Origin of the sequence: Novosphingobium sp. RL4, from assembly GCF_035658495.1 — a bacterium.
Taxonomy (GTDB): domain Bacteria; phylum Pseudomonadota; class Alphaproteobacteria; order Sphingomonadales; family Sphingomonadaceae; genus Novosphingobium.
Genome location: NZ_CP141944.1, coordinates 1,836,776 through 1,858,902 on the forward strand (window position 1 = coordinate 1,836,776; position 22,127 = coordinate 1,858,902).

Genomic DNA, 22,127 nt, shown 5'->3' on the forward strand with positions numbered 1-22,127 from the left:
ATGGGCAAGGTTTTGAAGGGCGTGGGGAAGTTCCTGGTCGGCGGTGTGGTCGGCGGGCTGCTGGGGCTCACGGGAAAGAGCAAGGCGCCGTCGGCGCTGGCTTCGCCGACCCGCGACGATGCGCTGGCGCAGATCGAGAACGAGGATGAGCTGCGCCGCCGGAAAGGCGCGGCTTCCGACATCATCAACGGGTCTACCGGCGCCGAAGCGGCGCTGGGAACGACGGGCCGCTTCGTGCCCGGTAGCTGAGAAGGGAACTGAACTATGTCCGGAAATGAGGAACAGAATTCGTCGGGCGACCAGGTGGGCGCCGGTTCGATCGATGTGGCCCAGCTGACCGCCGAGCGGGATGCGCTGGCGGCAGATTTGGCGCAGGCCAACACCGTGATTGCGGCGGCCGAGCCGGCCCACGCCAAGATCGATCAACTGGGCGAGGCGCTGGCCGCCATGAGGGTTCAGGGCGAGGACGGCGAGCATCCCGTGGATGTGGCGATCGCGGCGCTGAAGGGCCAGGCTGAGCAGTTGGCGGCGGCGCAGGGTGAGGCGAAGGCGCTGAAAGGCCAGCTTACCGCCCAAAAAGGGCAGACAACCAAGGCGCGTGCGGAGCTGGCCGAGGCCATCGCGCGGGATCCGCAGGCAAAGGCACGCAAGCTGCCCGCCGATCTCCCGGTGATTTCACGGGATGACCAGGCCGCGTTGCTGGCATTGATCGATGCTGCCGAGACGGTTGAAGTGGTGGCCTTCGCGGACGATACCGAAGAGGTCGCGATCCTGCCGCTGCGCGTGAGCGGCGGTGCTGCCGCTTTCCGCGTCGTGAGTTCCGGCGTCGTGCTGGGGCTGGCGAGCTGGGAAGTATCCGGGCCCGCGCGGATCACCGGGTGGGCGCTGTTCCTTGATGGCGATCTTTCGGCCTGGTGCGAGCGGCAGGGCGGTGGGCAGCTGACGATCGGCGCCGGGCAGACCTTCAATCTCGCGAGCGACGTGATTTTCTGATCCGCAATCGCACCCCCGCGTCGGTTGGCCCCATGGCCGGCGCGGTTTTTCCTATTCCTGCCTGCGCCGGGCGATCCGCCTTGTGGAGTGAGAGACGATGAACGAGCAGATCCAGGACGACGAACTGGCGAAGGCGGATATCCGCGACCATGACCGGCTGAAGCAAATCCGCAGCGTGTGGGAGGGCACCTGGCAGGAAGTGGACGAGCGTTTCCCTAGTGGCGCGGGCGGCTTCATGCAGACGACGCCAGGGCAGATCCGTGGCACGCGAAACTTCGATACCACCCATATCACGGCATTGAAGCGCTTTGCGGCCGCCGGCGTCGCGATCACGACGCCCGAGGAAAAGGATTACATCCGGATCAGGTTCATCAACGATGACCTGATGAAGATCCGCCGGGTGGCTCTGTGGTGTGAGCGGAACAGCCGCCGCATGTATTTCATCCGGCACGCGGCACGCACTGGCTTCGGCACCGCCGTGAATGAGGATTGGGGGCAGCTGGGCCGATACGGTACGTCGCCCGTGCTGGTGGACGGGCGACCAGGGCGGGGCATGTATTACCGCACGCTGCACCTTTCGGAGGTCTACATCGATGTCGATTACGCCGGCCTCGTGGACACCGTGCACCGTTGCTACAAGCGGACGGCCCGCCAACTGGCGCAGGAGTTCGACAAGGACAGCCTGACGCCCAAGATGCGCAAGGCGCTGGAAACCCCCGGTAAGGACCACGAGGAATTCGAGATCCTGCACCTGGTGGTGCCGAACACCGACTGGGATCGCGAAAAGTTGGATTGGCGGAGAATGCCAATCGTTTCGCGGTATCTTGCTCTGGACGAGAAGATCTACCTGCGCCGGCGGGGTTTCTATTCGATGCCGATCGCGGTTTCGCGCAACACGACCAGCGCCGGTGAAATCTATGGCCGATCCCCCGGTATCGACCAGATGCCGACAATCCACGGCGTTAACACCATGAAGAACACGACGTTGCGGGCAGGGCACAAGGCTGTTGATCCGGCGCTGCTGTTCAACAGCGACAACGGGGTGACAAAGCTGGTGTCCCGTCCGGGCGGGATGAACCCCGGGTTGGTTGATGAGGCGGGCAATGTGCTTGTCCATCGCATGCCCGGCGGTGAGGCTGGATTGCCCTATGCGATGGAGATGATGAACGGCGAGCAGGAAACTATTCGAACGGACTTCCTTGAGGAATTCTACAAGATCCTGACCGATCCCAATAACCGCATGACGACAACTGAAGTGTTGGAAGTCATGGCGAAGCAGGGTGTTCTCGTCCGGCCATTCGCAAGCCAGTACGCCACCGAAAAGCAGAACCCGATTTCGCAGCGCGAACTGGACCTGTGTATTCGTAACAACCAGCTGGAGCCGTTCCCACCGGAAGTGCTTGAGGCGGGCGCCTGGCCCCAGGTGGAATACGAGAACATGCTGGCTGCAATGGCGCGCGCGGAGAGCACGGCAAAGACGCTCCGCTATGTCCAGGCGCTGCCGGTTCTCAACGAATTCGATCCGCGCGTTCGCCACCGCGTGAATGCGGACGCGATCGCGGTGGGCATGGCCGAGGAAATGGGCGTGAAGCCCAGCTACCTGCGCAGCGATGAGGAAGTGGCTGAGCTGGTTCGGCAGGAGCAGGAGCAGCAGAACGCAGTCCTTCAGGCCGACCTGCTGCAGCAGGCATCGGGAGCCACGCTCAACCTGGCGAAGGCTGGGCAGATTTCGGAGGCGGCATGACCAGCGTGCAGAACCAGGTCCGTGCCTGGGCAATCAAGACTTCGCAGGTTTACAAGACCGTGTTCCGGACCCTGATACCGACCGGCCGGCTTTACCGCTGGCTGTTCGATGATCCTGCAGGCGGTGTGAACCCGGTGGGCGAGCTGGTGCTGGGCGATCTGCGCAAGTTCTGTTTCGCGGGGCCCATGGTTTCGACTTTTGACAAGGATCCGTTGGTGATGGCGCGCCGCGAAGGGCGGCGCGAGGTGTTCGCGCGGATACAGTATTTCCTCAACCTGGACGAAAATACGGTCCAGAAACTCATGGAGATTGACGATGGCAATTGATGGCGAGGGCGGTGCCGGCGCCGGCGGTGAGGGTGGCAGCCTCGGCAGTGCGTCCGACCTGTTTGGCGGTGCATCGTCGGCCCCGGCCGGAGAGGGCGGAGCAACGGCGGCGGATGGCGGGCAGGGCGGAGCCGATCCTTCGCTTGGCGCCGACCCCGATTGGTGGGGCGGACTGTCAGCCGATGCGGACGGCGAGACGGCTTCGCACCGCGACTGGGTGAAATCCACCGGCGTCAAGGATCTGAACGGTCTGGTGAAGGTGGCCAGGGACAACCAGGCGGCGCTTCGTGACAGCGGCCGCGTGAAGGTGCCTGGTGATGGTGCTTCCGCTGAGGAAATCGCAAGTTTCCACCGGGCGATCGGTGTGCCGGAAGCGGTAGACGGTTACAGCCTGCCCGAGGTCAAGGATGCAAGGGGCGACGTGATCCCGCTTGACCAGGGCCTGCTGGGCAAGTTGCTGCCCAAGGCGCTGGAGGTTGGCGTGCCGGCGCCGGCAATGAACGGGCTGGTGGCAGAGTACGTGCGGCTGCAGATGGACGAGGCGGCCCAGTTCGATGCCGACCTGAAATCCTCGGCCGAGGCATGGGTAAAGGCGCAGGGACCGCAGGCCAAGGCCAAGGAAGTGGCTATCAACGGCGCAATCCGGGCGCTGGGGCTCTATTCGAACGACCTGGTTGCCATCCGCAACGCGATGGCAGCCGCATCGATCGACCAGGGCGGCACGGCAGCGGACGGTGTGAGCCGGGCGCTGGACATGTTCTCCCGCCTTGGTGAGGGGTTGGCCGAGGATACCATCATCAACCCGGGCGGCGCCGGCCGCTTCGGCGTGAATGGACGCGAGGCGCAGGGCGAGCTTGATGCCATGAAGGTGAAGGCGGGGTCCGATCCAGTCTTTGCGAAGGCGGTGGGCACTCCCGGCACACCGGAAAATGCGCGTTGGAACCGGTTGCTCAACCAGTCTACCGCTTATGCACAGCAGCAGCAGGCGGCAGGCTGAAACCGGCTTGACACCACGAGTCGTCTGACTCATTTTCGCCGCAACCAAGCCCCGGGAGCGATTGGCTTCATCGCCTGTCCTCCCGGACGCCTGGTAGCCCCGGCCTAGCCTCGATACGCCCCGGGCCCTGTGTGGATGCACCGCCGATCCGTGGCGTTGTTACGGTAGAGTGGCCGGGCGGTTTCGCCCCTTAGCCCTTCGCAAGCAAACCCATCCGTTTTGTTTGATAGAAGGGCGCCAGGCCATGGCTGTCGAGAATACCGCACAGCTCAAGTACCAGAACAATCTGGAAATGGCCCTGCAGCTGCAGGCCTCCCCCCTCGAAGCCGCTGTAACCGTGCAGAGCGATGCCAGCGCCGAGAAGATCAAGATCAAGGATATCGTCGGCAACAAGTCTCCCCAGGAAGACGATGAGCGCGGCGGCAACACCAAGTGGAACAACACGCAGTTCGATGGCGTGTGGATCCCGAAGCCGAACGAGCTTTACGATGCCGAGATCATCGAGAATTCGGACAAGCTGGCTACGGCGATCGACCTGCAGGGTTCGGCGGTGATGTCCGGTCGCGGCGTCATCAATCGTGCCAAGACGCAGCGCATTCTCGAAGGCTTCTACGGCCCGATCATTTCCGGCAAGACCGGGACGGTCACCACTGCGTTTCCTGCCGGCAACATCATCGCCGTGGACGTGGGCGCAGCCGTGGCCGCCAAGATGAACACGGCGAAGCTGCGCGGCGCGAACAAGATGCTGACGCAGGCCTATGTTCCGGATGAAGCCGAGCGCTTCATGGTGCTGACCGCCGACGACAATGACGCGCTGCTGACCGAAATCCCGGCGACCAGTTCCGATTTCAAGGGCGCCTATGGCGGCACGTTCCAGGACGGCAAGATCATGGGCCTGCTGGGGTGGAAGTTCATCCATCTGGAGCTGGACAACCCGCTGCTCAACACGATCCCGGCTCTGGCGACCGACGCCAATAGCTACCGGCTCAACCCGTTCTGGGTGAAGCCCGGTGTCGTGCTGAACTTCTGGCAGGCGCTGCGCACCGAGGTGGGCAAGATCCCGGAAAAGCGGTTCATGCCCGGATACCTCGCCGGCACGACCTGCGCGGCTTCCCGCACGCAGCCCGGCATGTCCGGCATCATCCGCAACCTCAAGGGCTGACGCCGGGGCGGCGGGCCCCCGGGCTCTGCCGTCGCTCTTTGGCTCGATGGAGTAGCAGCAAATGGCAACTTACTATGCAAAGCAGCAGATCGGCGTCGCGGACAGCACGGTATTTCCGGTCAAGAAGGCGGACGGCCGCGAGGTCAACGCCAAACGTTCCGAGATCCTCGCGACGAAACCCGCAGGCCAGGCTCTGGCCGCCGCCGACAAGCTGTACCTCGGCACCAAGAAGGCCGGCGACAAGATCGTGGGTGTTCGCGGCAATACCGATACCAGCCTCGCCACTGCAACCGTGTCGATCGGCACGCTTGCGGCTCCGGCGAAGTACGTCAACGCCGCCACGCTTACCGCCACCAACGTGCCCACCATGTTGGGCCCGCTGGCGAGCACGCTGGCGGCCGATCAGCCGGTGGCCGAGGAAGATATCTACGCGACGTTCGCCGTCGCCGGTGTGGCCGGCGCGGTCAATCTCAGCTTCGAGCTCGAACTGATCGGGCTCTGACGCTTTGGCGGCCGGTCCTTCCTGACCGGTCGCCGCAGGGGCGCCATTCGCGGCGACATCGGGCGGCGCCCCTGCATCACTCTTTCGGCCCTCCATCGGGAGCGAGACAATGGCTTTCACGGCGAAGTTCACTTTCACGCGCGGCAAGCCCCGTTCCGGCGATATCGCGATCACGGCCGGTGCGGCCGAGGCAGGGCGCGATGTCATCAGCCTGAACATCGATGCCGACAAGATCACCAAGGGCGAGGCCCTGATCGCGATCGACAACATCAAGGCGGCTGTGTTCGCCGCCAGGTGGCCGGTCAACTAAGCCGCACCGGGCCGCGCCGCGATGGCTTCCCAGACCTCTGTTGCCAATCTGGCGCTGATGTTCATCGGGACAGAGACGCGGCTGCTTTCGATCGACGATGAAAAGGACGCCGCGCGGTCTCTGAAGGCGGTGTGGGATATCCTGCGGGAAGGCCTGATCCGCCGCTATTCCTGGAACTGGGCGACGCGCCGCGCAGCGCTGCCGGCCGAAGCGATCACGGTTTCGCCGCCATTTACCCATTCGTTCCGCCTGCCGGCGCAGGCGATCCGCTTGATCGAAGTGTTCGACGCTTCTGGCAAGTACACCGCGAGCGATTACCAGCTGGAAGGGCGCAGCGTGCTGACGGCCCGCCCTGGTCCGCTTTACGTGCGTTGCCTGATGGATATCGCGGAAATTGCCGAATGGGATCCGCTGGCCGCTATCCAGTTTGCCGGCAACCTGGCGCTGACCTGCGGCAATCGCATTGCCGGATCGGCGTTCGACAAGGCGCTGACCATGCAGCGCTACCGGGAAGCCGTGGCCGACGCCCAGCAGACAGACGCGCTGGAAAACCCGCCGATCGAGGTTGAGGAAAGCGCCTGGGTAGAAGCGCGCATTACCGGCGGCTTCCCCACGGCCGGTTTGCCCGGTTGGGAAATCTCCTGATGGCGGGGCTGCGCAAGCTTATCACGGCGTTCCTGGCCGGTGAGATAGACCCGATGATGCATGGGCGGGTCGAGACGGACCACTATGCCTACGGGTTGACGACCTGCGAGAACTTCGTGCCGACGAACGAGGGGCCGATCGTGAAGCGGCCCGGGTTCGAATACATCTGCGATGCCGATCCGTCCTCCACCTGGCTGGGGGCGTTCCGCTTTTCGATCACGCAGGAATACCTGATCGAGTGGGGCGAGCTGAAGGCGCGGTTCTATACCAACGGCGGCCGGATCGAGACGGCGCCCGGCGTGGCCTATGAGGTGGCGACGCCTTATGCGGCGGCGGCCGCGCCGCGCCTTTCGACGCAGCAGAGCTATGATCGCCTTTACATCGATCATGGCAGCTACCGCCCGGCATCGCTCCTGCGCACCAGCGCCGTGACGTTCACCTGGGCGGAGCAGCAATTCCTGGGCGGCCCGTTCAAGGATATGAACACGGACCAGGCGATCACGGTGACGGCGAGCGCGGTTGCCGTGGGCTTTTCCACCACGATCAGCGCGACGGCCGCGATCTTCCAGGCCGGGCATGTGGGCGCGCTTTTCCAGATCGAGGCCAAGGATTATTCCAGCGTCACCGCGTGGGAAGCGGGGATGAAGGACGTGGCCGTAGGCGACCAGGTGCGGTCCGACGGCAAGGTGTACCAGTGCGACAATAACGGTAGCGGCCGCAAGACGGGCACCAATCCGCCGATCCATACCGAAGGTTCCGAATGGGATGGCCTTGGCAAGGAGGACATCAACGACAAGGGCCCATACGGCGTTCGATGGCGGTACCTGCACGATCGGTTCGGCCAGGTGCGCATCACCGCTGTTGCCGCCGGCGGGCTGAGCTGCACGGCAACCGTGGTGCGCCGTCTTCCCGACCAGGTGATGACCGTGGGGACGTATCGCTGGTCCCACGCGCTGTTTTCCGATGTGGAAGGCTGGCCATCGCTGGTGACGAACTGGGAAGGGCGCCAGGTGCATCAGCGCCTGTTCGAATTCGCGGCCAGCGTGGTGGGCGATTATGGCGGCGGCCGCGTGAACTTCCAGAGCTATACCGGTTCGGGCGTGCTGGCGGCCGACCTTGCGTTCCGCCGTACCATGTCGCTTGACAATCCGCCGCTGTGGTTCGCGCCGGACAGCAAGCTGTACATCGGCACCGCCGACCGCGAGGCCGTGGTGGGCGCGATCAATTCCGCCCAGGCGGTTGCCGGCGACAACGTGAGCCTGAAGCCGCAGAGCTATTACGGCAGCGAGCCGGTGTGGCCGCTGCAGATCGGCACGCAGATAATTTCCGTGGAGCGCGGCGGCCGCCGCATCCGTGCCGTGGGTTTCGACATCGGGCAGGATCGCTATGTTCCGCAGGATCTGACGGCCGCGGCGCGCCACATCACCAAGTCGGGGGTTTCCTGGCTGGCCTATCAACGCGTGCCTTACGGCACGATGTTTGCCGGGCGCGGCGACGGCCAGGTGATCGTCCATCCCAAGACCTTGCTGGAAGTGAAGGGCTTTGCCCGGATCGTGCTGGGCGGTGGCGCCAAGGCGCTGAGCGGGCAAGTGATCGTTGGCGAGGATGGCAAGACCGACGAATTGTGGCTGCTGATCGAGCGCACCCGGGCTGACGGGGTGAAGCGCGAGATCTGGCGGCAGAGCACCTGGCGCGATCTGGGCGATGACCAACGGCTTGCCTTCTTCGTGGATGGGGGCACGCAGTTTGCGGCCGCCGGCGGCCAGCGGACCTTCACCGGGTTCGTGCACCTGGCGGGCCAGCAGATTGCCGTTCTGGCAGGCGGGGGTGTGGTGCCGGGCGTGGTGGTGGCCGCCGACGGTTCCTTCACGCTGCCGGAAACCTCTGTCCCGCCCAGCGCCTACACGCTGACCGTGGGGCTGCCGTTCACCGCGCTGGCGGTGACGCTGCGGCCCAATCTGGATACGCGCAACGGCCCTTCGCAGGGCCTGAAGCAGCGCGTGCGCAAGGTGGTTCTGCGCGTGCTGGAAACGCTGGGCATCACGGTGGCGGACCTTGTGGAAGGCGAGATGGACGAGCCGATCGAGCGCGCGACGACGGACAGCATGGACGCCGCGATCCCGCTGTTCACCGGCGACACGCAAGGTTCGATTTCCTCCAGCATGACACGGGACGGGCGGATCAAGATCATCTCTTCCGATCCGCTGCCTGCAACGATCAACGCAGCGGCAATGTCGCTGGAACTGGATGAAGCCGATGCCTGATGTCGTGTTCGAACGGCTGCGCGCCGGTGACCTGTTCGAGATCGAGCGCCAGCCTTCGCAGGCGCGCGTGCTGGGCGCGGAGCCCGGCGATATCGACTGGGACACGGCCGAAGTCCTGGCCGGCCAGCCCGTTGCCTGGGCGGCGCGGTGCGAAGGGCGGCTGATCGCGCTGTTCGGAATAGGCGAGCACCATGAAGGCCGGCACGGCGTGGCCTGGTCGATCCTGGGGGAAATGGGCGCGGCGCATCTGGCGGTGACCCGGCGCATTCGCGGAGAGTTGCAGGGATCGCGGCTTGCCCGGGTGGAGCTGATTGCGCGCGCGGCTGAAGTTCCCTTCACCTTCCAGGGCGACAAGGCAGTGGAATGGGTGATGCGCCCGGCGCGCATTTCCCCGGAATGCCGGTGGGCGGTGATGCTGGGCTTCACGCCGGCGCATGTCTTGAAGCGCTACGGCCCCGATGGCGATACCCACATGCTGTTCGAATGGTTCGGCCCGGCAAGCGGCAGAGGGGCGGACCATGGCTGAGATTGCATCGGCGGCGGCCAACGTCACCAAGGGCATCGGCGGTTTCGTGGCAAGCCGCCAGCAGTCGAAGGCGCTGAAGCGGCAGGCGCGGGAGGAAGAAAACGCCGGCGCCGCGCAGAGCCTGCGTATCCGCGAGCAGGCGCGCAAGGTGATCGGCCAACAGCTGGCGGCGCAAAGTTCCAACGGGTTCATGGGCGGCACCGGATCGGCGCTGGACGCGCTGACTGAAAGCCAGGTGAACGCCGCGCTTGATGCCATGACGGTGATCCGCGACGCGGGCACCAAGGCGCAATCGCTGCGATACGAGGCGAAGATGAAGCGGACCGAAGGCTGGTTCTCGCTTGCGAGTGGGCTGCTGGGTTCTGCCAGTTCGGTTTCGGGCATGCGCGATGACTGGGCGCAGGCCGGGCAAGGCCAGTCGCAGGCTTCGATGCAATCCATGCCCGATAACTTCCAGGTCATCTATTGATGGCGCAGGAAACCGGATACGAGGCGCGGGTGATGCCTACGGCGGCGGCGCCGCTGCCGATGGCCAGCGCGCGCACTTACGGCGCCGAGCTGGCGGACACGGTGGGGCAGGTGGCGCAGGACGTCCACCAGCGCGAGATCCGTGCGTACCAGGTGCGGCGCCAGCAGACGGCCGATCAGGAGAGCAGCGATTTCGCGCATCGGTTCGCCCTGCACAAACAGTCCATGGATGAAGCGGTTCGCGAGATCCGCGCGAGCCCCACAGCGGCCGACTATGCTGATCATGTGGAGCGGGTTGCCAAGGCCGACGACGACGCGCGCGAGAAGCTGCTGGACGGCATCACGGAAGATAGTGTGCGCCGGCGCGCGGCCGCCCAGCTGGACGATTTCCGTACCCGTCTGGTGGGGTCTGAAGGTGACTTCGCCGAGGGGCAGCAGATCGCCAAGACGAGGCTTGATGCCCAGGCGGTGAAGCAGCTGGGCGCGAACCGGGTTCGTCGCTCCGAGAACGGCGCTGAATTTACGGAGGAACTCCAGGACTGGCATAGCTACGTTGATGGGCTGCAGCGGCTGACGCCAGCGGAAAAGCAGGCGATCCGCCGCGAAGGCGAGCAGGAATACGCGGTCGCCTTCGTCAACCATTTGAACGACACCAATCCCACGGCTGCGCTGGCTTTGCTGGATGCGGGGCAATTCGACACCCTGCTTTCACCCCAGCAAATCGATCAGCTGCGCAATGGTTCGCAGGTGGAGATCCGGCGTGCCGAGGCCCAGCTGGTCCAGGCGGCCAATGTCGAAAAGGCCGCTGTGCGTGAGCAGGTGGCGACGGTGACCGAGAAGGCGTCACAAGGGATCGATGTTTCCGCGGAGCTCCCCGAACTGATCGCGAAATCGGAGAGCTATGGCGATAGCTCGACCGTGGCGAAGCTTGAGGGCCTGCAGCGCGAGAGCGGCCTGGCAAAGACGTGGGGGGCGATGCCGCCGCTCGCGCGCGACCAGCGGGCGGCGGTGCTGCGCGGCATCCCCGAAGCGAAGCGCACCGAGGGCCAGCAGGCCGAGCTCAAGTGGCTGGACGACAAGAAGGGCTCGCTGGACGGCCAGTTCAACAATGACCCCGTTGGGTTCGCTGCGCAGACGGCGCCGCAGGGCAAGGGGCCGCCCCCGATCGCGAATTGGACCCGGCCGGAGCTTGGCGCGCGCGAGCAGTGGATGCGGGAGGCCGCAGGCGCATACGGCAGCATGCAGCCGCTGAGCGCCAGCGAGGCGCGGGCGCTTCAGGAGCGCGCAGAGCAGGGCGATGTCGGCTATCGCGGCGTGTTGGCCACGCTTTCGCAGTTTTCCCCGCGCACGGCCATGCAGGCCATGCGGCAGGTTCTGCCCAGCGATCGGTTCGCGCAGACGCTGGTTGCGCTATCGCCCAACGTTCAACGCCAGGCGGTGGACGGGAAGGTGGCGCTGAAGGCGAATACCGGCATTTTGCGAACCCCGAAGGATGATGACGACATGGCCGCCCAGGTGAGCGGCCTGCGTGCCGGGTTCGCGATGGCGCTGGGCAATGTGCCGGCATCGCAGCGTGATGGGATCATGCAGGTGGCAGAGGCGATCGCGGCGCGTAACCTTGAGCAGAACGGCATGCTGAGCGAGCAGATGTCATCAGCCATGCTGGCCAGGTCTCTTGATGCCGCGCTGGGGGCGACGGGCAGCGGCGCCGCGAAAAAGGGCGGGCTCGGTTGGTGGGGTGGCAAGATCTACCTGCTGCCCGATCGTGTGACGCAGGCTGGTTTCGAGGCGCACGTCACGAACTATGTACGCGAGCACAAGGAAAACCCGCCGGTCAACCCGGATGGATCGCCCGCCGATCTGCGCTTTGCCAAGCCGCTGGCGCTGGGCGGCGGGCGGTACCAGTTCATGGTCGGCAATCGCGTGGTCATGGGCAAGGACGGCAAGCCCTGGGTGCGCACGGTGATCGCGAAATGAGCGTTGCCGATAGCCTTGAATGGGATGATGGCCGAGTTCGGCCGCAGGGGCAGGCGGACACCCGGCAGGATCCGGGCTTCTTCGAAACGGCGGCAGCGGGGTTCCGCTATGCCCGTGACGATCAGACGGGCCATACCGACGAAGAGAGGCAGGGCGCCTACGGGCCGGTTGTTACCGCGCTTCAGGAGCGCGGTTATGACGTGCGGCGCTATGTGAACCCCTATGGCGCGCAGCCGGTCAATTACGATGCCGTGTGGCGGGATATCGGCGCGGCGCGCAAGGCTGATCCCGATGCCTTCAAGGAACTGGGCGACCGGGAGACTTTCGAAAAAGGATGGCGATCGCGCTTCGCGGCGCGGCAGGCGCGCGATGCAAACACAATGCAGCGCGGTGGATTTCTGGGCACGCTGGCCGGCGGGCTTGCCGGCAGCCTGACCGACCCGATCAACGTGGGCGGCATGGTGCTGACGGGCGGATTTGGGGGTACCAGCGTTGCCGGGCGCATCTTGGCGGAAGCCGGGATCAACGCGGTGATCGAGGGTGTGGAAACACCGCTGACCGCAGCGGAGCGCAAGAAGCAGGGCCGCGAACTGACCGGCGAGGAAATCGCCATGAACCTTGGTTTCGCGGCGGCGGGCGGCGCGGCGTTCAAGGGGCTGGAGATCGGCGGCGGGAAGCTTGCGGTCAAGGCGCTGGACAAGGTGCCGCTGGACGTCCGCGCTGCCATGGCACTGCGCAGTTCCACCCCGGACTATGCCTTGACGCCCGACCAGGCGGCTGCGCTGCATATCATCGATCGCGGTTTCGAGGTGGACAGCTCCAATCCCTTCGCGGGGACTTATGAGGGGCTTGAAGCGCACGCGCGGCGGATCGACGAAACGATTGCCGCCATGTCACGCTGGCCGGAGGGATCGGCCACGCAGGCGCTTGCGCCGGCACGGCGGGCAGGCCCGATCGCAGGCGCGCCGCTGCGCGCGGATTTCAGCACTGCCTGGCGCGCGATCATCGGCATCGAGGGCGGCACCGCGCGGGACGGATCGTTTCGAACGTCTCCCGCCGGTGCGATCGGGCCGGCGCAAGTCATGCCGGGCACCGCGCCGGAGGCCGCGCGGCTTGCCGGGCTGCCGTGGGATGAGACCCGGTATCGGAGCGACCATGCCTATAACGAGGCGCTGGGGCAGGCCTATTACCGCGAAATGCTTCGCCAGTTCGATGGCGATCCGGTGAAAGCAGCCGCCGCCTACAACGCCGGCGCCGGCAGTGCCCGGCGTGGTACCGGCGTGCGCGGCGCCATGGCCCGGGCGCGGCGCGCCGGGGTGCCTGACGAATGGGTATCGTTCCTTCCGGCAGAGACGCGCGGCTATGTTGCCAACTTCCGGCGGCGCACGGCCATCGGGGATGGCGAACCGATCGATGTTCCCGGATTTGATGCCGAGGTTGCATCGGCGCGCCCGGCCGAGCTGGATGCGGAGCGGCCGCTGGTTGATGCGGCTGAGGGGGGCGATCTGCCCGCGCTGGACCGCGAGCGGTTTCGCAGTGACGAGGAATGGCAGCGCGCCCAGGCCGAACTGGACGCGGAGCGGTTTGGCACCGATCCCGCCGGCGGCCGCCAGGCGATCTGGATCGAGGCGCGCGACAGGTTGCTGGCCGACCGGCAGGGCGAAGTGCAGGGCGCGCTGTGGCATCCCGAGCTGGGCGCGATCGACCTGAAGTGGGGCGATGACGGCGCGGGGCTGAAGAAGATAGCGGCCAAGCATCCCGAAGTGCTGGACGATCTGCCTGCGCGCCTTGAGGAAATGGAGATCGTTGACCGCAGCCGCGAGGGCCGCGTGACGCTGGAAAGCATGGACCACACGGCCGTTGTCCGGCTTGACTGGGATGACAAGGCGCAGAACTGGCTGCTGACCGCGTTCCAGCGCGAAGAGCCAAGGATGCGGAGTGGTGGAGAAGCGGCCCCGTCACCAGCGGAGAACATGCGTGCGGGCGATTTAGCGGGGGCCTCCCCCACCGCCGGGGCCATGCGCGATATAGCGCTTTCGCGCGCGGGCGTCCAGCTGGGTGACGGTGTGGGCGATTTCGGCCGGTGGTGGGATCGCGAACTGGCGCAGGGCGGCAAGCTTCGCCCCGTTCACGCGCTGGTCGATCGGGACGGCACTGTGCGCGGTTGGGAAACCACGCGGCCCCGCGCGCAGCGGCAGCTGGAGCGCGCCGGCATCGAGGGCGGGCGGGTGGAGACGCTGGCCCCGCCGAGCCGGGATGAGGCGCTATCGCACGGGGCGCTGCGCGATGAGCTGGAAGCCCGGGGTGCTGCCGGGCCCGTGGTGGCCGATGCCGAGGCGGGCAAGGTATTCGATGAACCGGGCAGCGATGAAATCGGGCGCGTGGCGGATCTTGCCTGGCATGATGCGCAGATGGCCGCTGCTGCGCGGATTGCGCCGGAACAGCTGACCTTCGACCTGGGCGACGGCAAGGGTGAACGGTCCATCGCCGAGATCGAGGCCGAACTTAAAGCCGACGAGGACGCCATTTCCATTATCGAAAACTGCCTGCTGCCCGTTCCTCCGGGAGGCGGGGCATGAGCATTTCCGTTTGCGTTGCCGGGCTGATCGCCGAGGGCAAGATACCCAAGGGCCAGGCGCAGGAGGCGGACCGCCTCTATGCCCGGCACCTGGCCGGTTTGCAGCGTGACATGCCGATGATGGCGGCCGCATCGCTTGCAAGCGAGCGGACGATCGCGGGGCTGAAGGCGCAGCTGAACCGGAAGAAGCAGCTTGCCGCCCTGGCGGTTACGTCCCGCCAGCGGATCGAGGCGGATATCGCTTCGTTCAACGGCGGACGGGGGGGCGGCCCGGCAGGCGGAGGGGGAACCATAGATCCGCGTGCCGGGCCTGCGTTCCTGGCGCCCAGTGACCGGGCGGGATTTTCCAGCGTGGATGGCCGCATGCGGGCCGTTCGCGGCCGAGCGCATGGGATGATGGACGGCGTGCTGTCCCGATTTTCCACGAACCTGATAGGGCGCGTGCGCAACAAGGCCGAGCTGGCCGATGTGGTGCGCGAACTGTTCAAGCCGGGATCGACCGGAAACCTTTCCGCGCGCGAGCTGGCCGACGCCTGGACGCAGACGGCCGAGATGCTGCGCCAGCGCTTCAACGCGGCGGGCGGGGATATCGGCAAGCTGGATGACTGGGGGCTGCCCCAGTACCATGATCCGCGCCTGGTGCGCGAAGCCGGTTATGACAGCTGGCGCGCGGCGATCGCCGATCGCCTGGACCGGGCGCGCATCCTGGACGTGGAAACCGGAAAGCCGCTGAACGATGCGGAATTCGAAGGCGCGCTGCGCGAAACCTTCGACCGGATCCGTTCCGATGGGTGGAGCAACCGCGATCCCGGAATTCAGGGCACGTCGATCCTGGCGAACCGCCGCGCGGAAAGCCGGTTCCTTGTGTTCAAGTCCGCCGACGACTGGACCGATTACCAGCAGCGCTTCGGCGCGGCGACGGCGTTCGATGCGATGATGGGCCATATCGACGGCATGGCGCGCGATATCGCCATGTTGGAGATCCTTGGCCCCAATCCCAGTTCCACGCTGGGCTGGCTGAAGGACGTTATATCGAAATCCGCGGCCGAGGATGCTGCAGCGAACAGCAAGGCGCCGGACGCGGCCCACAAGGCGACACGCCAGATGGACCGGCTGACGGCGGAAATCACGGGATCGAGCCAGCGGCCGGAAAACCGCACGCTGGCGCTTCGCTTTTCTAATCTGCGCAGCTGGCAGACCGCCACCAAGCTGGGCGGGGCGATGCTTTCCGCCGTGACCGATCTGGGCTTCGGCGCCACCACGCGCGCGTTCAACGGGTTGCCGGTGCGCAGGATGCTGGGCGACTATGTGAAGCTGTTCAAGCCCGGTTCGATCGAGGACCAGCGCCTGGCTGTGCGGCTTGGCCTGATCGCGGATGAATGGAGCAACCGCACGGCAGCGCAGGGCCGCTACCTGGGTGAGGAACTGACCGGTGAAGTCAGCCGCCGGTTTGCCGAGGGTGTGCTGCGCGCTTCGGGACTGGCGCGCTGGACGCAGGCGGGGCGGTGGGCGCACGGCATGCAGTTGATGGGCGCGATCACGGATGCGCGCGGCAAGGCCTTCGGCCAGCTGGACAAAGGATTTGCCCGGCTGCTGGATCGTTACGGCATCGGTTCGGCGGAGTGGGACAAGATCCGCGCGACCCCGGTGGAGCGTGATCGCGGCGTTGACTGGATCTTCCCGGCCAATGTCGAGGACCGCCAGCTGGGCGACCGGCTGCTGGAAATGGCCGCACGCGAAGCGGATTTCGCCGTGCCCACCCCGGACGTTGCCACCCGGGCGCTGATTTCCAGTGTGGCGCCGCGCGGTACCTGGCACGGTGAAATGGTCAAGAGCGCGTTCCTGTTCAAGTCGTTCGGGATATCGCTGCTGATGCAGCACGGCGCCCGGGCCATGCAGCTCGCCCCGGCCAATCGGCTTGGATACGTCGGCGGACTTGTGATCGGCACCACGGCAATGGGCGGGTTGGCGATCTGGCTGAAGGACATCGCGGCCGGGCGCGATCCGCGCGCGGCCGACCGGCCGGAATTCTGGGGGCAGGCCCTTATCCAGGGCGGAGGCTTCGGCATCTTCGGGGATTTCATCCAGAGCGCGGAAAGCCGTGCAGACGGCGGGTTTGCCGGCACTCTGGCCGGCCCGCTGGTGGGCGATGCGCAGAACCTGGCGGCGATTGCCACTTCGAAGAACCACGCCGGTGCCGCGCTGAAGTTCGCGCAGTCGCAAGTGCCCGGCGGCACGCTCTGGTACCTGCGCACCGCGTTCGACCGGGCCGTGGCGGACCAGATCCAGGAGCAGATCGATCCCGATTACCGGCGCAGCTGGCGGCGTGCGGAAAAGTGGGCCGACGAACAGGGCACCGATTACTGGTGGGCGCCGGGCGACAGTTCGCCCGAGCGCGCGCCTGACCTTTCCAACGTGGCAGGAGCGAATTGAGATGACGGTTGCCGCCCTTACCCCTTCGGTCGACTACATCGAGGACGGCGTTTCCACCGCGTTCCCGCTGCCGTTCCGGTTCCTGGACCCGAACGAGATCCTGGCGCAGCGCGAGCTGGCGGACGGTACGCTGGTGGATCTGGTCTATGGCGTGAACTTCACCGTGGCGGGCGGCGATACCGACGCCGGCGGCACGCTGACGGTTACGGCGCCGGCGGCCGCAGGCGTGAAGCTGCATGCCTGGCGCGAGACAACGCGGGACCAGGACGCGGATTACACCACCGCCGATCGCTTCCCCGCGCAGAGCCACGAGCGCGCGCTCGACAAGGCGCGGCTCATCGACCAGGAGCAGGACGTCGATATCAGCCGGGCGCTGAAGGTGCGGCGCGGCGGAACCGGCCTGGTCGTGGGCGCCGTGGCTGACGGCCAGGTGCTGGCGCTGGTGGGCGGCGAGATCGCCGGCGTGACGAACGATCCGGCATCGGCAGCCGATAGCGCCGCCACGGCGCTGGCGGCAAAGGCCGGTGCCGAAGCCGCCAAGGACGGGGCGCTGGACGCGCAGGGCGGCGCAGAGCAGGCGCTGGCCGATGCGGAAACGGCAGCCGATAATTCCTCCGGCTTCGCGGACGACGCCAGGGAAGCGCGCGACGCGGCGCTGGCCACGGGCGGCATGCTGCAGAAGGCCACATATGCCGAGCTGGCGGCCGTGGTCGGCACGGCAGGGCAGATCGGTGCAGTTCTTGCCAGCGACACCGGCACTCATACCGATCCAGTTGTTGGAGGCACTGTTTCGAACGCAGGGCAGTACAGCTATTCGTTGAGCCCGGCGGGCTGGAGGTGGCTGGGTCCGCTGGAGAGCAGCCTCGCGAAAGAGTATGCCAACGACGCCGCCGCTGTCGTAGCATCATTGAGCGCCGATGCTCCCATCATTGGTCGGACCAGTGACCCTGTCAACGGGGCAACCGCTGGCAACTTCGCATATGTCTTTGGGACTGCCATTGGGCAGGCGAATAATCTGCGACAGATCAAGCTTTATGCGCGAGGCCCTGGGACCGTCCAGGTTGCCCGATACACAGCTGCTACAGGCGGCACTCGTCTCGCAATATCGAACGCTGTAGTTATCGCATCGGCAGGGTTGAAAACTCTAACAACTGAGGATTTCGGCCTATTCCCGGTAAACCCCGGAGAATATCTCGCGATCTACGCTAACGGGGTTCTGGGTTTCACATCCAATCCCACCGAGGCGCCGCTCAACCAGTTCACAGCGGATCTGCCAGCTAGCGGAACGGCAACTCCGGTTAGCAGTTCAAACATCCGCCTGGAGGTCCAGTTCATTTGCTCCATGTCGGTGAACCTTCCCGATTTCGTAAGTAACACGACCAACTCCAAGACCGCCGCCGCAGGTGTTGCACTGCTTCAGGGCACAGTTGCGACAGCCATCGGTCGCCCAATCGGCGCGACTCTTGTCACTGGCTCCGGATCGGTGGCGAACAACTATCTCGCGTATATCCCGGCGCCTGTTTCGACGACGATTACCAGTGTCGATCTATTTGCAGTGGGTACGGGAACAATCTATTTTTCAACCTGGTCGCTATCGGGAGGGCAGTTCACCCGCACTGGAATCGTTTCTGCCGTGGTCCCGACAGTTGGGCAGGTCAACATTCCAATTTCGTTGCCGCTAGCAGCAGGGGAGTACCTGTGCTTCTATTCGGCCAACACGATCGTTGCTTACCTCTCTGGCTCGATGGACAGTTCCTACCGCTTCCTTGGCGGAACGGAAACTCTGACGGGGCCGGTGTCTGGCGGCACGGCACGCAACAACTTCCTGTTCCAGATCCGGTACAACTACGCTGTGCCTGGACAGTCGGTAACTGCAGCGCGTGTTGATGCGTCATTTGCGGACGTAAATGCGAAGCTCACCGTCGCACAGGCTCAAATCATCACCCTTCAGGCGCAGATTGCGGAGGGTAGCTATGGCGGCAGCGCGCCGATCCCCCTGGCGACTGCCGACAAGCACACCCTGCTCGGTTCGGCCGGTTGGATCGGGATCATTCCCTATGGGGAAAGCCTGTCGATGGCCGATTACGCCAAGCCAGCCCTGTCTACCACGCAGCCTTACAATAACCTGACGTTCGGCAGCGGTGTGCGTTCTGGCAAGCCCGGCAACTCCTACGGAGCGGTGAACACTTCGCCAGGCACATCGACCACGAAACCGCTGATCGAAGAGGATGCGTCCTCGGGCGCCCCGGCATCCGATGGTCATACGACCGACGGCGAGACGATCATGTCGGGCATGGCCGCGACCATGGTGGAGCGCGCGGCGATCGAGAACGACATCCTGCCCACGCAGTTCATCATATTCGGATCGGTTGCCGGGCATGGCGGCTATCGCATGTCCCAGCTCCAGAAGGGTGCATCGTGGTATAACAATCTGATCGACCACGCGAAGGAGGCCGCTGCGCGAGCAGTTGCGGCCGGGAAAAACTATCGCTGCCTCGCCGTCCCGCTTCGCCTTGGCGTGAATGACGCTGGTGCCGGAACGACCCGGGCAGCCTACGCTGCGGCGATGGTTCAGTTGCAGTCTGATATCTCCGCAGACATTCTTGCCGGGATCAATCCGATCCTGACTGCGGGAGGCTTCGCCGCGCAGACTGCACCGGTCCACATGCTGTTCAACCAGTCTGGTAGTGGTGCCACCCTTGCTGCATACGGCGAGATCGTCTTGGCGCAGTTCGACGCCTGCAATGCCAATCCCGGCCGCATCCATTTCGTCGGGCCGACCCATCACCTCCAGACCACAGCCGACACGCTGCATGAGACGAACGTGTCGCAGCTTCGGATGGGCAGGCGCTATGGCCGGGCAGGCAAGCAACTGCTCGTCGATGGCAACAAGCCGGACTGTATCTGGCCGATCTCCGCTTTCGCGCGCGGGACAACGCTGCGTGTGAAGTTCCGGGCTCCGAAGTTCCCGCTCGTCCTCAACACTGCATTGCTCGGCACATTCACGGATATGGGCTTCAAGGTCACCGATGACACGGGCACGCTCGCTGTATCGGGCTTTGCGATTAGCACGGGCGGTGATGAGGTTGTGATCACTCTCGATCGACCACTGACGACCAATCCGATCGTGCGATATGGCTGCGACTATAAATCCAGCATTTCGACGTTCGGTACGTCTGCAGGCGGCCCCATCACTGACAGCACGCGAAATACCACAGCCATCAGTGGGATAACCTACTCAGAACCCCACATGGCGCCTCAGTTCGACATGAAAATTATTGTCCTGCAGGTGCAGGCTTAATGCGGCTCTCTGAGCCTACCAGGCTTCGTCCTTGTAGCAATCTGCGCACGGCTGCGCCTCAGTGCAACGCGCAATGCCGTGGGAACAGTTGTGGGCGGGTTTTGGGATGAGTCCTAGGACACGTCGAATGAGCATAAGCAGAGGCATTTCAGGACGATATCTGACTTTGATGCGAGGGCCAAGGCTCGAGATGGGCGACACACCTAACTTGCAGATGATTTCTAGTTTTCTTCATTCTGAGCGGTTGAAGTTGGGGTGCACATACTGATGACGAATATCCTCGAAGCATTTGGCGGATGGGCCGCCGGCGGGTTCGGCGCTGGCGGCGGGTTCTTTGCCGTGAAGTGGCTGCTGGAATTCATCGCCGGACGGACGGACGCGCGGGAGGCTGCGCTGGATCAGGACACGCGCTTCGTGATCGAGAACCTGAAGGCCGAGGTGGCCCGCCTGTTCGACCGCGTGACCACGCTGGAAACCGAAGTGGCGGAATGCCGGCAGGCGCACGCCAATGCCGAAGCGAAGGTGATCCAGCTGCTCGCCCAGCGGCAGGGCCTCGGCGAAGCGCGGGAACATGCACAACTGATCGTCTCGGCCGAGCGGGTCGCGGCGCGGCAACAGGGGAACTGAGATGGACGTTCGCAAGCCGATCTTCGATGCCGTGCGCGGTGCGGCGCCGAAGGGCCTTTTCAATGATGCCGGCAATGTGCTGGCGCTGGACAACCTGCTGGATGCGTTCGGCGTGGCGCGGCCGCTTGCGACCGAGCTGCGCGCCAGCGCGGCCGGCATCGCCCTGATGCACAAGTGGGAGGGCTGCGCGCGCAAGCGCGGCGATGGCCAGTTCGAGGCTTATCCCGATCCCGGAAGCAAGGATGGCAAGCCCTGGACGATCGGGTGGGGTTCCACCGGCAGCGGTATCGGCCCCGGCACGGTATGGTCTCAGGCGCAGTGCGATGCGCGGTTCGTGAACGACCTGGTGCGATACGAAAAGGAAGTGCGCGCGGCGATCGGCAGTTCTCCCACCACGCAGGCGCAGTTCGATGCGCTGGTTTCGTTCCACTACAACACCGGCGCGATCGGCAAGGCCACGCTGACGAAGCGCCACATCGCCGGCGACTATGCCGGGGCGGCGGCCGAGTTCGGCAAGTGGATCTACAACGACGGTGCGGTGATGGAGGGGCTGAAGCGTCGCCGCGCGGATGAGGCGGCGCTTTATGCCGGGGGTGCGGCGTGAGCTGGACAAATGCCCTTCGCGGTGCCGGCGGCCAGATCGAGCTCAACCGCGTGGTCGGCTTCATCGGCGGCATGGCCTACATTGCCGGCGCCCATGTTTTCATCGCCTGGGACATGCTGGCCCACCAGCGCGAATTCGACCTTGCCGGATACTGCACGCTGTTCCCGGCCGGGCTGGCGATCGTCGCCGGCGGTACGGCGGTGGCGGTGGCGGTGAAGGATCGCAACGTTGCCACCGCGCGCTCGATCGACAAGGCATCCGGAACCACGATGGCGGAACAGGGAGTATGATTGCACTCCTGAACCGCCTGGGCCTCACTGGGCGCGTTCATCGCGTCCTCGCGGCGCTTGCCCTGGCGGCAGCCTGTCTCGCGCTCCTGTGGCTCTGGGCGCGATCTCATGACGAAAAGCAACAGGCGGCGGGTGCTTCCGCCCAGCGCGAGGGTGACCTGCGCGAAACCATCAATCGGGCGGAGCAGGGAAATGCGGCGCGTGTGGAAATCCAGGATGCCTTCAACCGCGGCGATGGCCGCAGCACTGCTGTCTATGACCAGTGCCTGCGGACAGCCCGAACCCCCGCGAACTGCGAGCGATTTCTGCCTCGTGAGCAAGCGACTGACCGCTGAGCCTGCACCGGCGGCCGGACAGGATGATCCTGGGAACAGGTTCGA

Annotated in this window: 20 protein-coding genes; all 20 read left to right on the forward strand. The window is 65.2% G+C overall.

Annotation, left to right across the window (positions count from 1 at the left end):
• The 20 genes from U9J33_RS08925 to U9J33_RS09020 all read left to right on the forward strand — a co-directional run bounded on the left by U9J33_RS08925 (position 1) and on the right by U9J33_RS09020 (position 22,082).
• Complete coding sequence (locus U9J33_RS08925) at positions 1 to 249, forward strand: hypothetical protein (RefSeq protein WP_054435893.1); 249 nt, start codon at positions 1 to 3, stop codon at positions 247 to 249.
• Positions 250 to 264: 15 nt separating this feature from the next.
• Positions 265 to 993, forward strand: coding sequence for a hypothetical protein (locus tag U9J33_RS08930; protein WP_054435892.1), 729 nt, complete (start codon positions 265 to 267; stop codon positions 991 to 993).
• 97 nt (positions 994 to 1,090) lie between these two features.
• Positions 1,091 to 2,737 (forward strand): portal protein, encoded by a 1,647-nt coding sequence (locus tag U9J33_RS08935; RefSeq protein WP_324694588.1) that lies wholly within the window; start codon positions 1,091 to 1,093, stop codon positions 2,735 to 2,737.
• On the forward strand, positions 2,734 to 3,063 hold the full coding sequence (locus U9J33_RS08940; RefSeq protein WP_132468719.1) for a hypothetical protein: 330 nt from the start codon (positions 2,734 to 2,736) through the stop codon (positions 3,061 to 3,063). Before U9J33_RS08935 ends, U9J33_RS08940 begins: the two co-directional genes overlap by 4 nt.
• Positions 3,053 to 4,060 (forward strand): hypothetical protein, encoded by a 1,008-nt coding sequence (locus U9J33_RS08945; protein ID WP_324694591.1) that lies wholly within the window; start codon positions 3,053 to 3,055, stop codon positions 4,058 to 4,060. The genes U9J33_RS08940 and U9J33_RS08945 overlap by 11 nt, the downstream gene beginning before the upstream one ends.
• Positions 4,061 to 4,304: 244 nt before the next feature.
• Complete coding sequence (locus tag U9J33_RS08950) at positions 4,305 to 5,222, forward strand: phage capsid protein (protein WP_324694593.1); 918 nt, start codon at positions 4,305 to 4,307, stop codon at positions 5,220 to 5,222.
• 61 nt (positions 5,223 to 5,283) lie between these two features.
• The gene (locus U9J33_RS08955; RefSeq protein WP_324694595.1) at positions 5,284 to 5,724 is read left to right on the forward strand and encodes a hypothetical protein; all 441 of its coding nucleotides are present in this window, start codon (positions 5,284 to 5,286) and stop codon (positions 5,722 to 5,724) included.
• 109 nt (positions 5,725 to 5,833) lie between these two features.
• Positions 5,834 to 6,034, forward strand: coding sequence for a hypothetical protein (locus tag U9J33_RS08960; RefSeq protein ID WP_324694597.1), 201 nt, complete (start codon positions 5,834 to 5,836; stop codon positions 6,032 to 6,034).
• A 21-nt stretch (positions 6,035 to 6,055) separates the two neighbouring features.
• Positions 6,056 to 6,679, forward strand: coding sequence for a hypothetical protein (locus U9J33_RS08965; protein ID WP_132468721.1), 624 nt, complete (start codon positions 6,056 to 6,058; stop codon positions 6,677 to 6,679).
• Complete coding sequence (locus tag U9J33_RS08970; RefSeq protein WP_324694600.1) at positions 6,679 to 8,943, forward strand: hypothetical protein; 2,265 nt, start codon at positions 6,679 to 6,681, stop codon at positions 8,941 to 8,943. The genes U9J33_RS08965 and U9J33_RS08970 overlap by 1 nt, the downstream gene beginning before the upstream one ends.
• Positions 8,927 to 9,469, forward strand: coding sequence for a hypothetical protein (locus U9J33_RS08975; protein WP_324694602.1), 543 nt, complete (start codon positions 8,927 to 8,929; stop codon positions 9,467 to 9,469). The genes U9J33_RS08970 and U9J33_RS08975 overlap by 17 nt, the downstream gene beginning before the upstream one ends.
• Positions 9,462 to 9,938 (forward strand): hypothetical protein, encoded by a 477-nt coding sequence (locus tag U9J33_RS08980; protein WP_324694604.1) that lies wholly within the window; start codon positions 9,462 to 9,464, stop codon positions 9,936 to 9,938. Before U9J33_RS08975 ends, U9J33_RS08980 begins: the two co-directional genes overlap by 8 nt.
• Entirely contained in the window at positions 9,938 to 11,914 is a 1,977-nt protein-coding gene (locus U9J33_RS08985; RefSeq protein ID WP_324694606.1) for a hypothetical protein, read from the forward strand. Before U9J33_RS08980 ends, U9J33_RS08985 begins: the two co-directional genes overlap by 1 nt.
• Positions 11,911 to 14,493, forward strand: a complete 2,583-nt coding sequence (locus U9J33_RS08990) for a transglycosylase SLT domain-containing protein (protein ID WP_324694608.1) — start codon at positions 11,911 to 11,913, stop codon at positions 14,491 to 14,493. The genes U9J33_RS08985 and U9J33_RS08990 overlap by 4 nt, the downstream gene beginning before the upstream one ends.
• The gene (locus U9J33_RS08995; protein ID WP_324694610.1) at positions 14,490 to 16,925 is read left to right on the forward strand and encodes a hypothetical protein; all 2,436 of its coding nucleotides are present in this window, start codon (positions 14,490 to 14,492) and stop codon (positions 16,923 to 16,925) included. The genes U9J33_RS08990 and U9J33_RS08995 overlap by 4 nt, the downstream gene beginning before the upstream one ends.
• A 1-nt stretch (position 16,926) precedes the next feature.
• Entirely contained in the window at positions 16,927 to 20,226 is a 3,300-nt protein-coding gene (locus U9J33_RS09000; protein WP_324694612.1) for a hypothetical protein, read from the forward strand.
• A gap of 267 nt (positions 20,227 to 20,493) precedes the next feature.
• Positions 20,494 to 20,853, forward strand: a complete 360-nt coding sequence (locus tag U9J33_RS09005) for a hypothetical protein (RefSeq protein ID WP_324694614.1) — start codon at positions 20,494 to 20,496, stop codon at positions 20,851 to 20,853.
• Between the two features lies 1 nt (position 20,854).
• Positions 20,855 to 21,457: a lysozyme gene (locus U9J33_RS09010; protein ID WP_324694616.1), complete on the forward strand. Its 603-nt coding sequence runs from the start codon at positions 20,855 to 20,857 to the stop codon at positions 21,455 to 21,457.
• The gene (locus tag U9J33_RS09015) at positions 21,454 to 21,747 is read left to right on the forward strand and encodes a hypothetical protein (protein WP_132468727.1); all 294 of its coding nucleotides are present in this window, start codon (positions 21,454 to 21,456) and stop codon (positions 21,745 to 21,747) included. Before U9J33_RS09010 ends, U9J33_RS09015 begins: the two co-directional genes overlap by 4 nt.
• A complete protein-coding gene (locus U9J33_RS09020) occupies positions 21,744 to 22,082 on the forward strand; it encodes a hypothetical protein (RefSeq protein WP_324694618.1) in 339 nt (112 codons plus the stop codon). Before U9J33_RS09015 ends, U9J33_RS09020 begins: the two co-directional genes overlap by 4 nt.
• Positions 22,083 to 22,127: the final 45 nt, after the last annotated feature.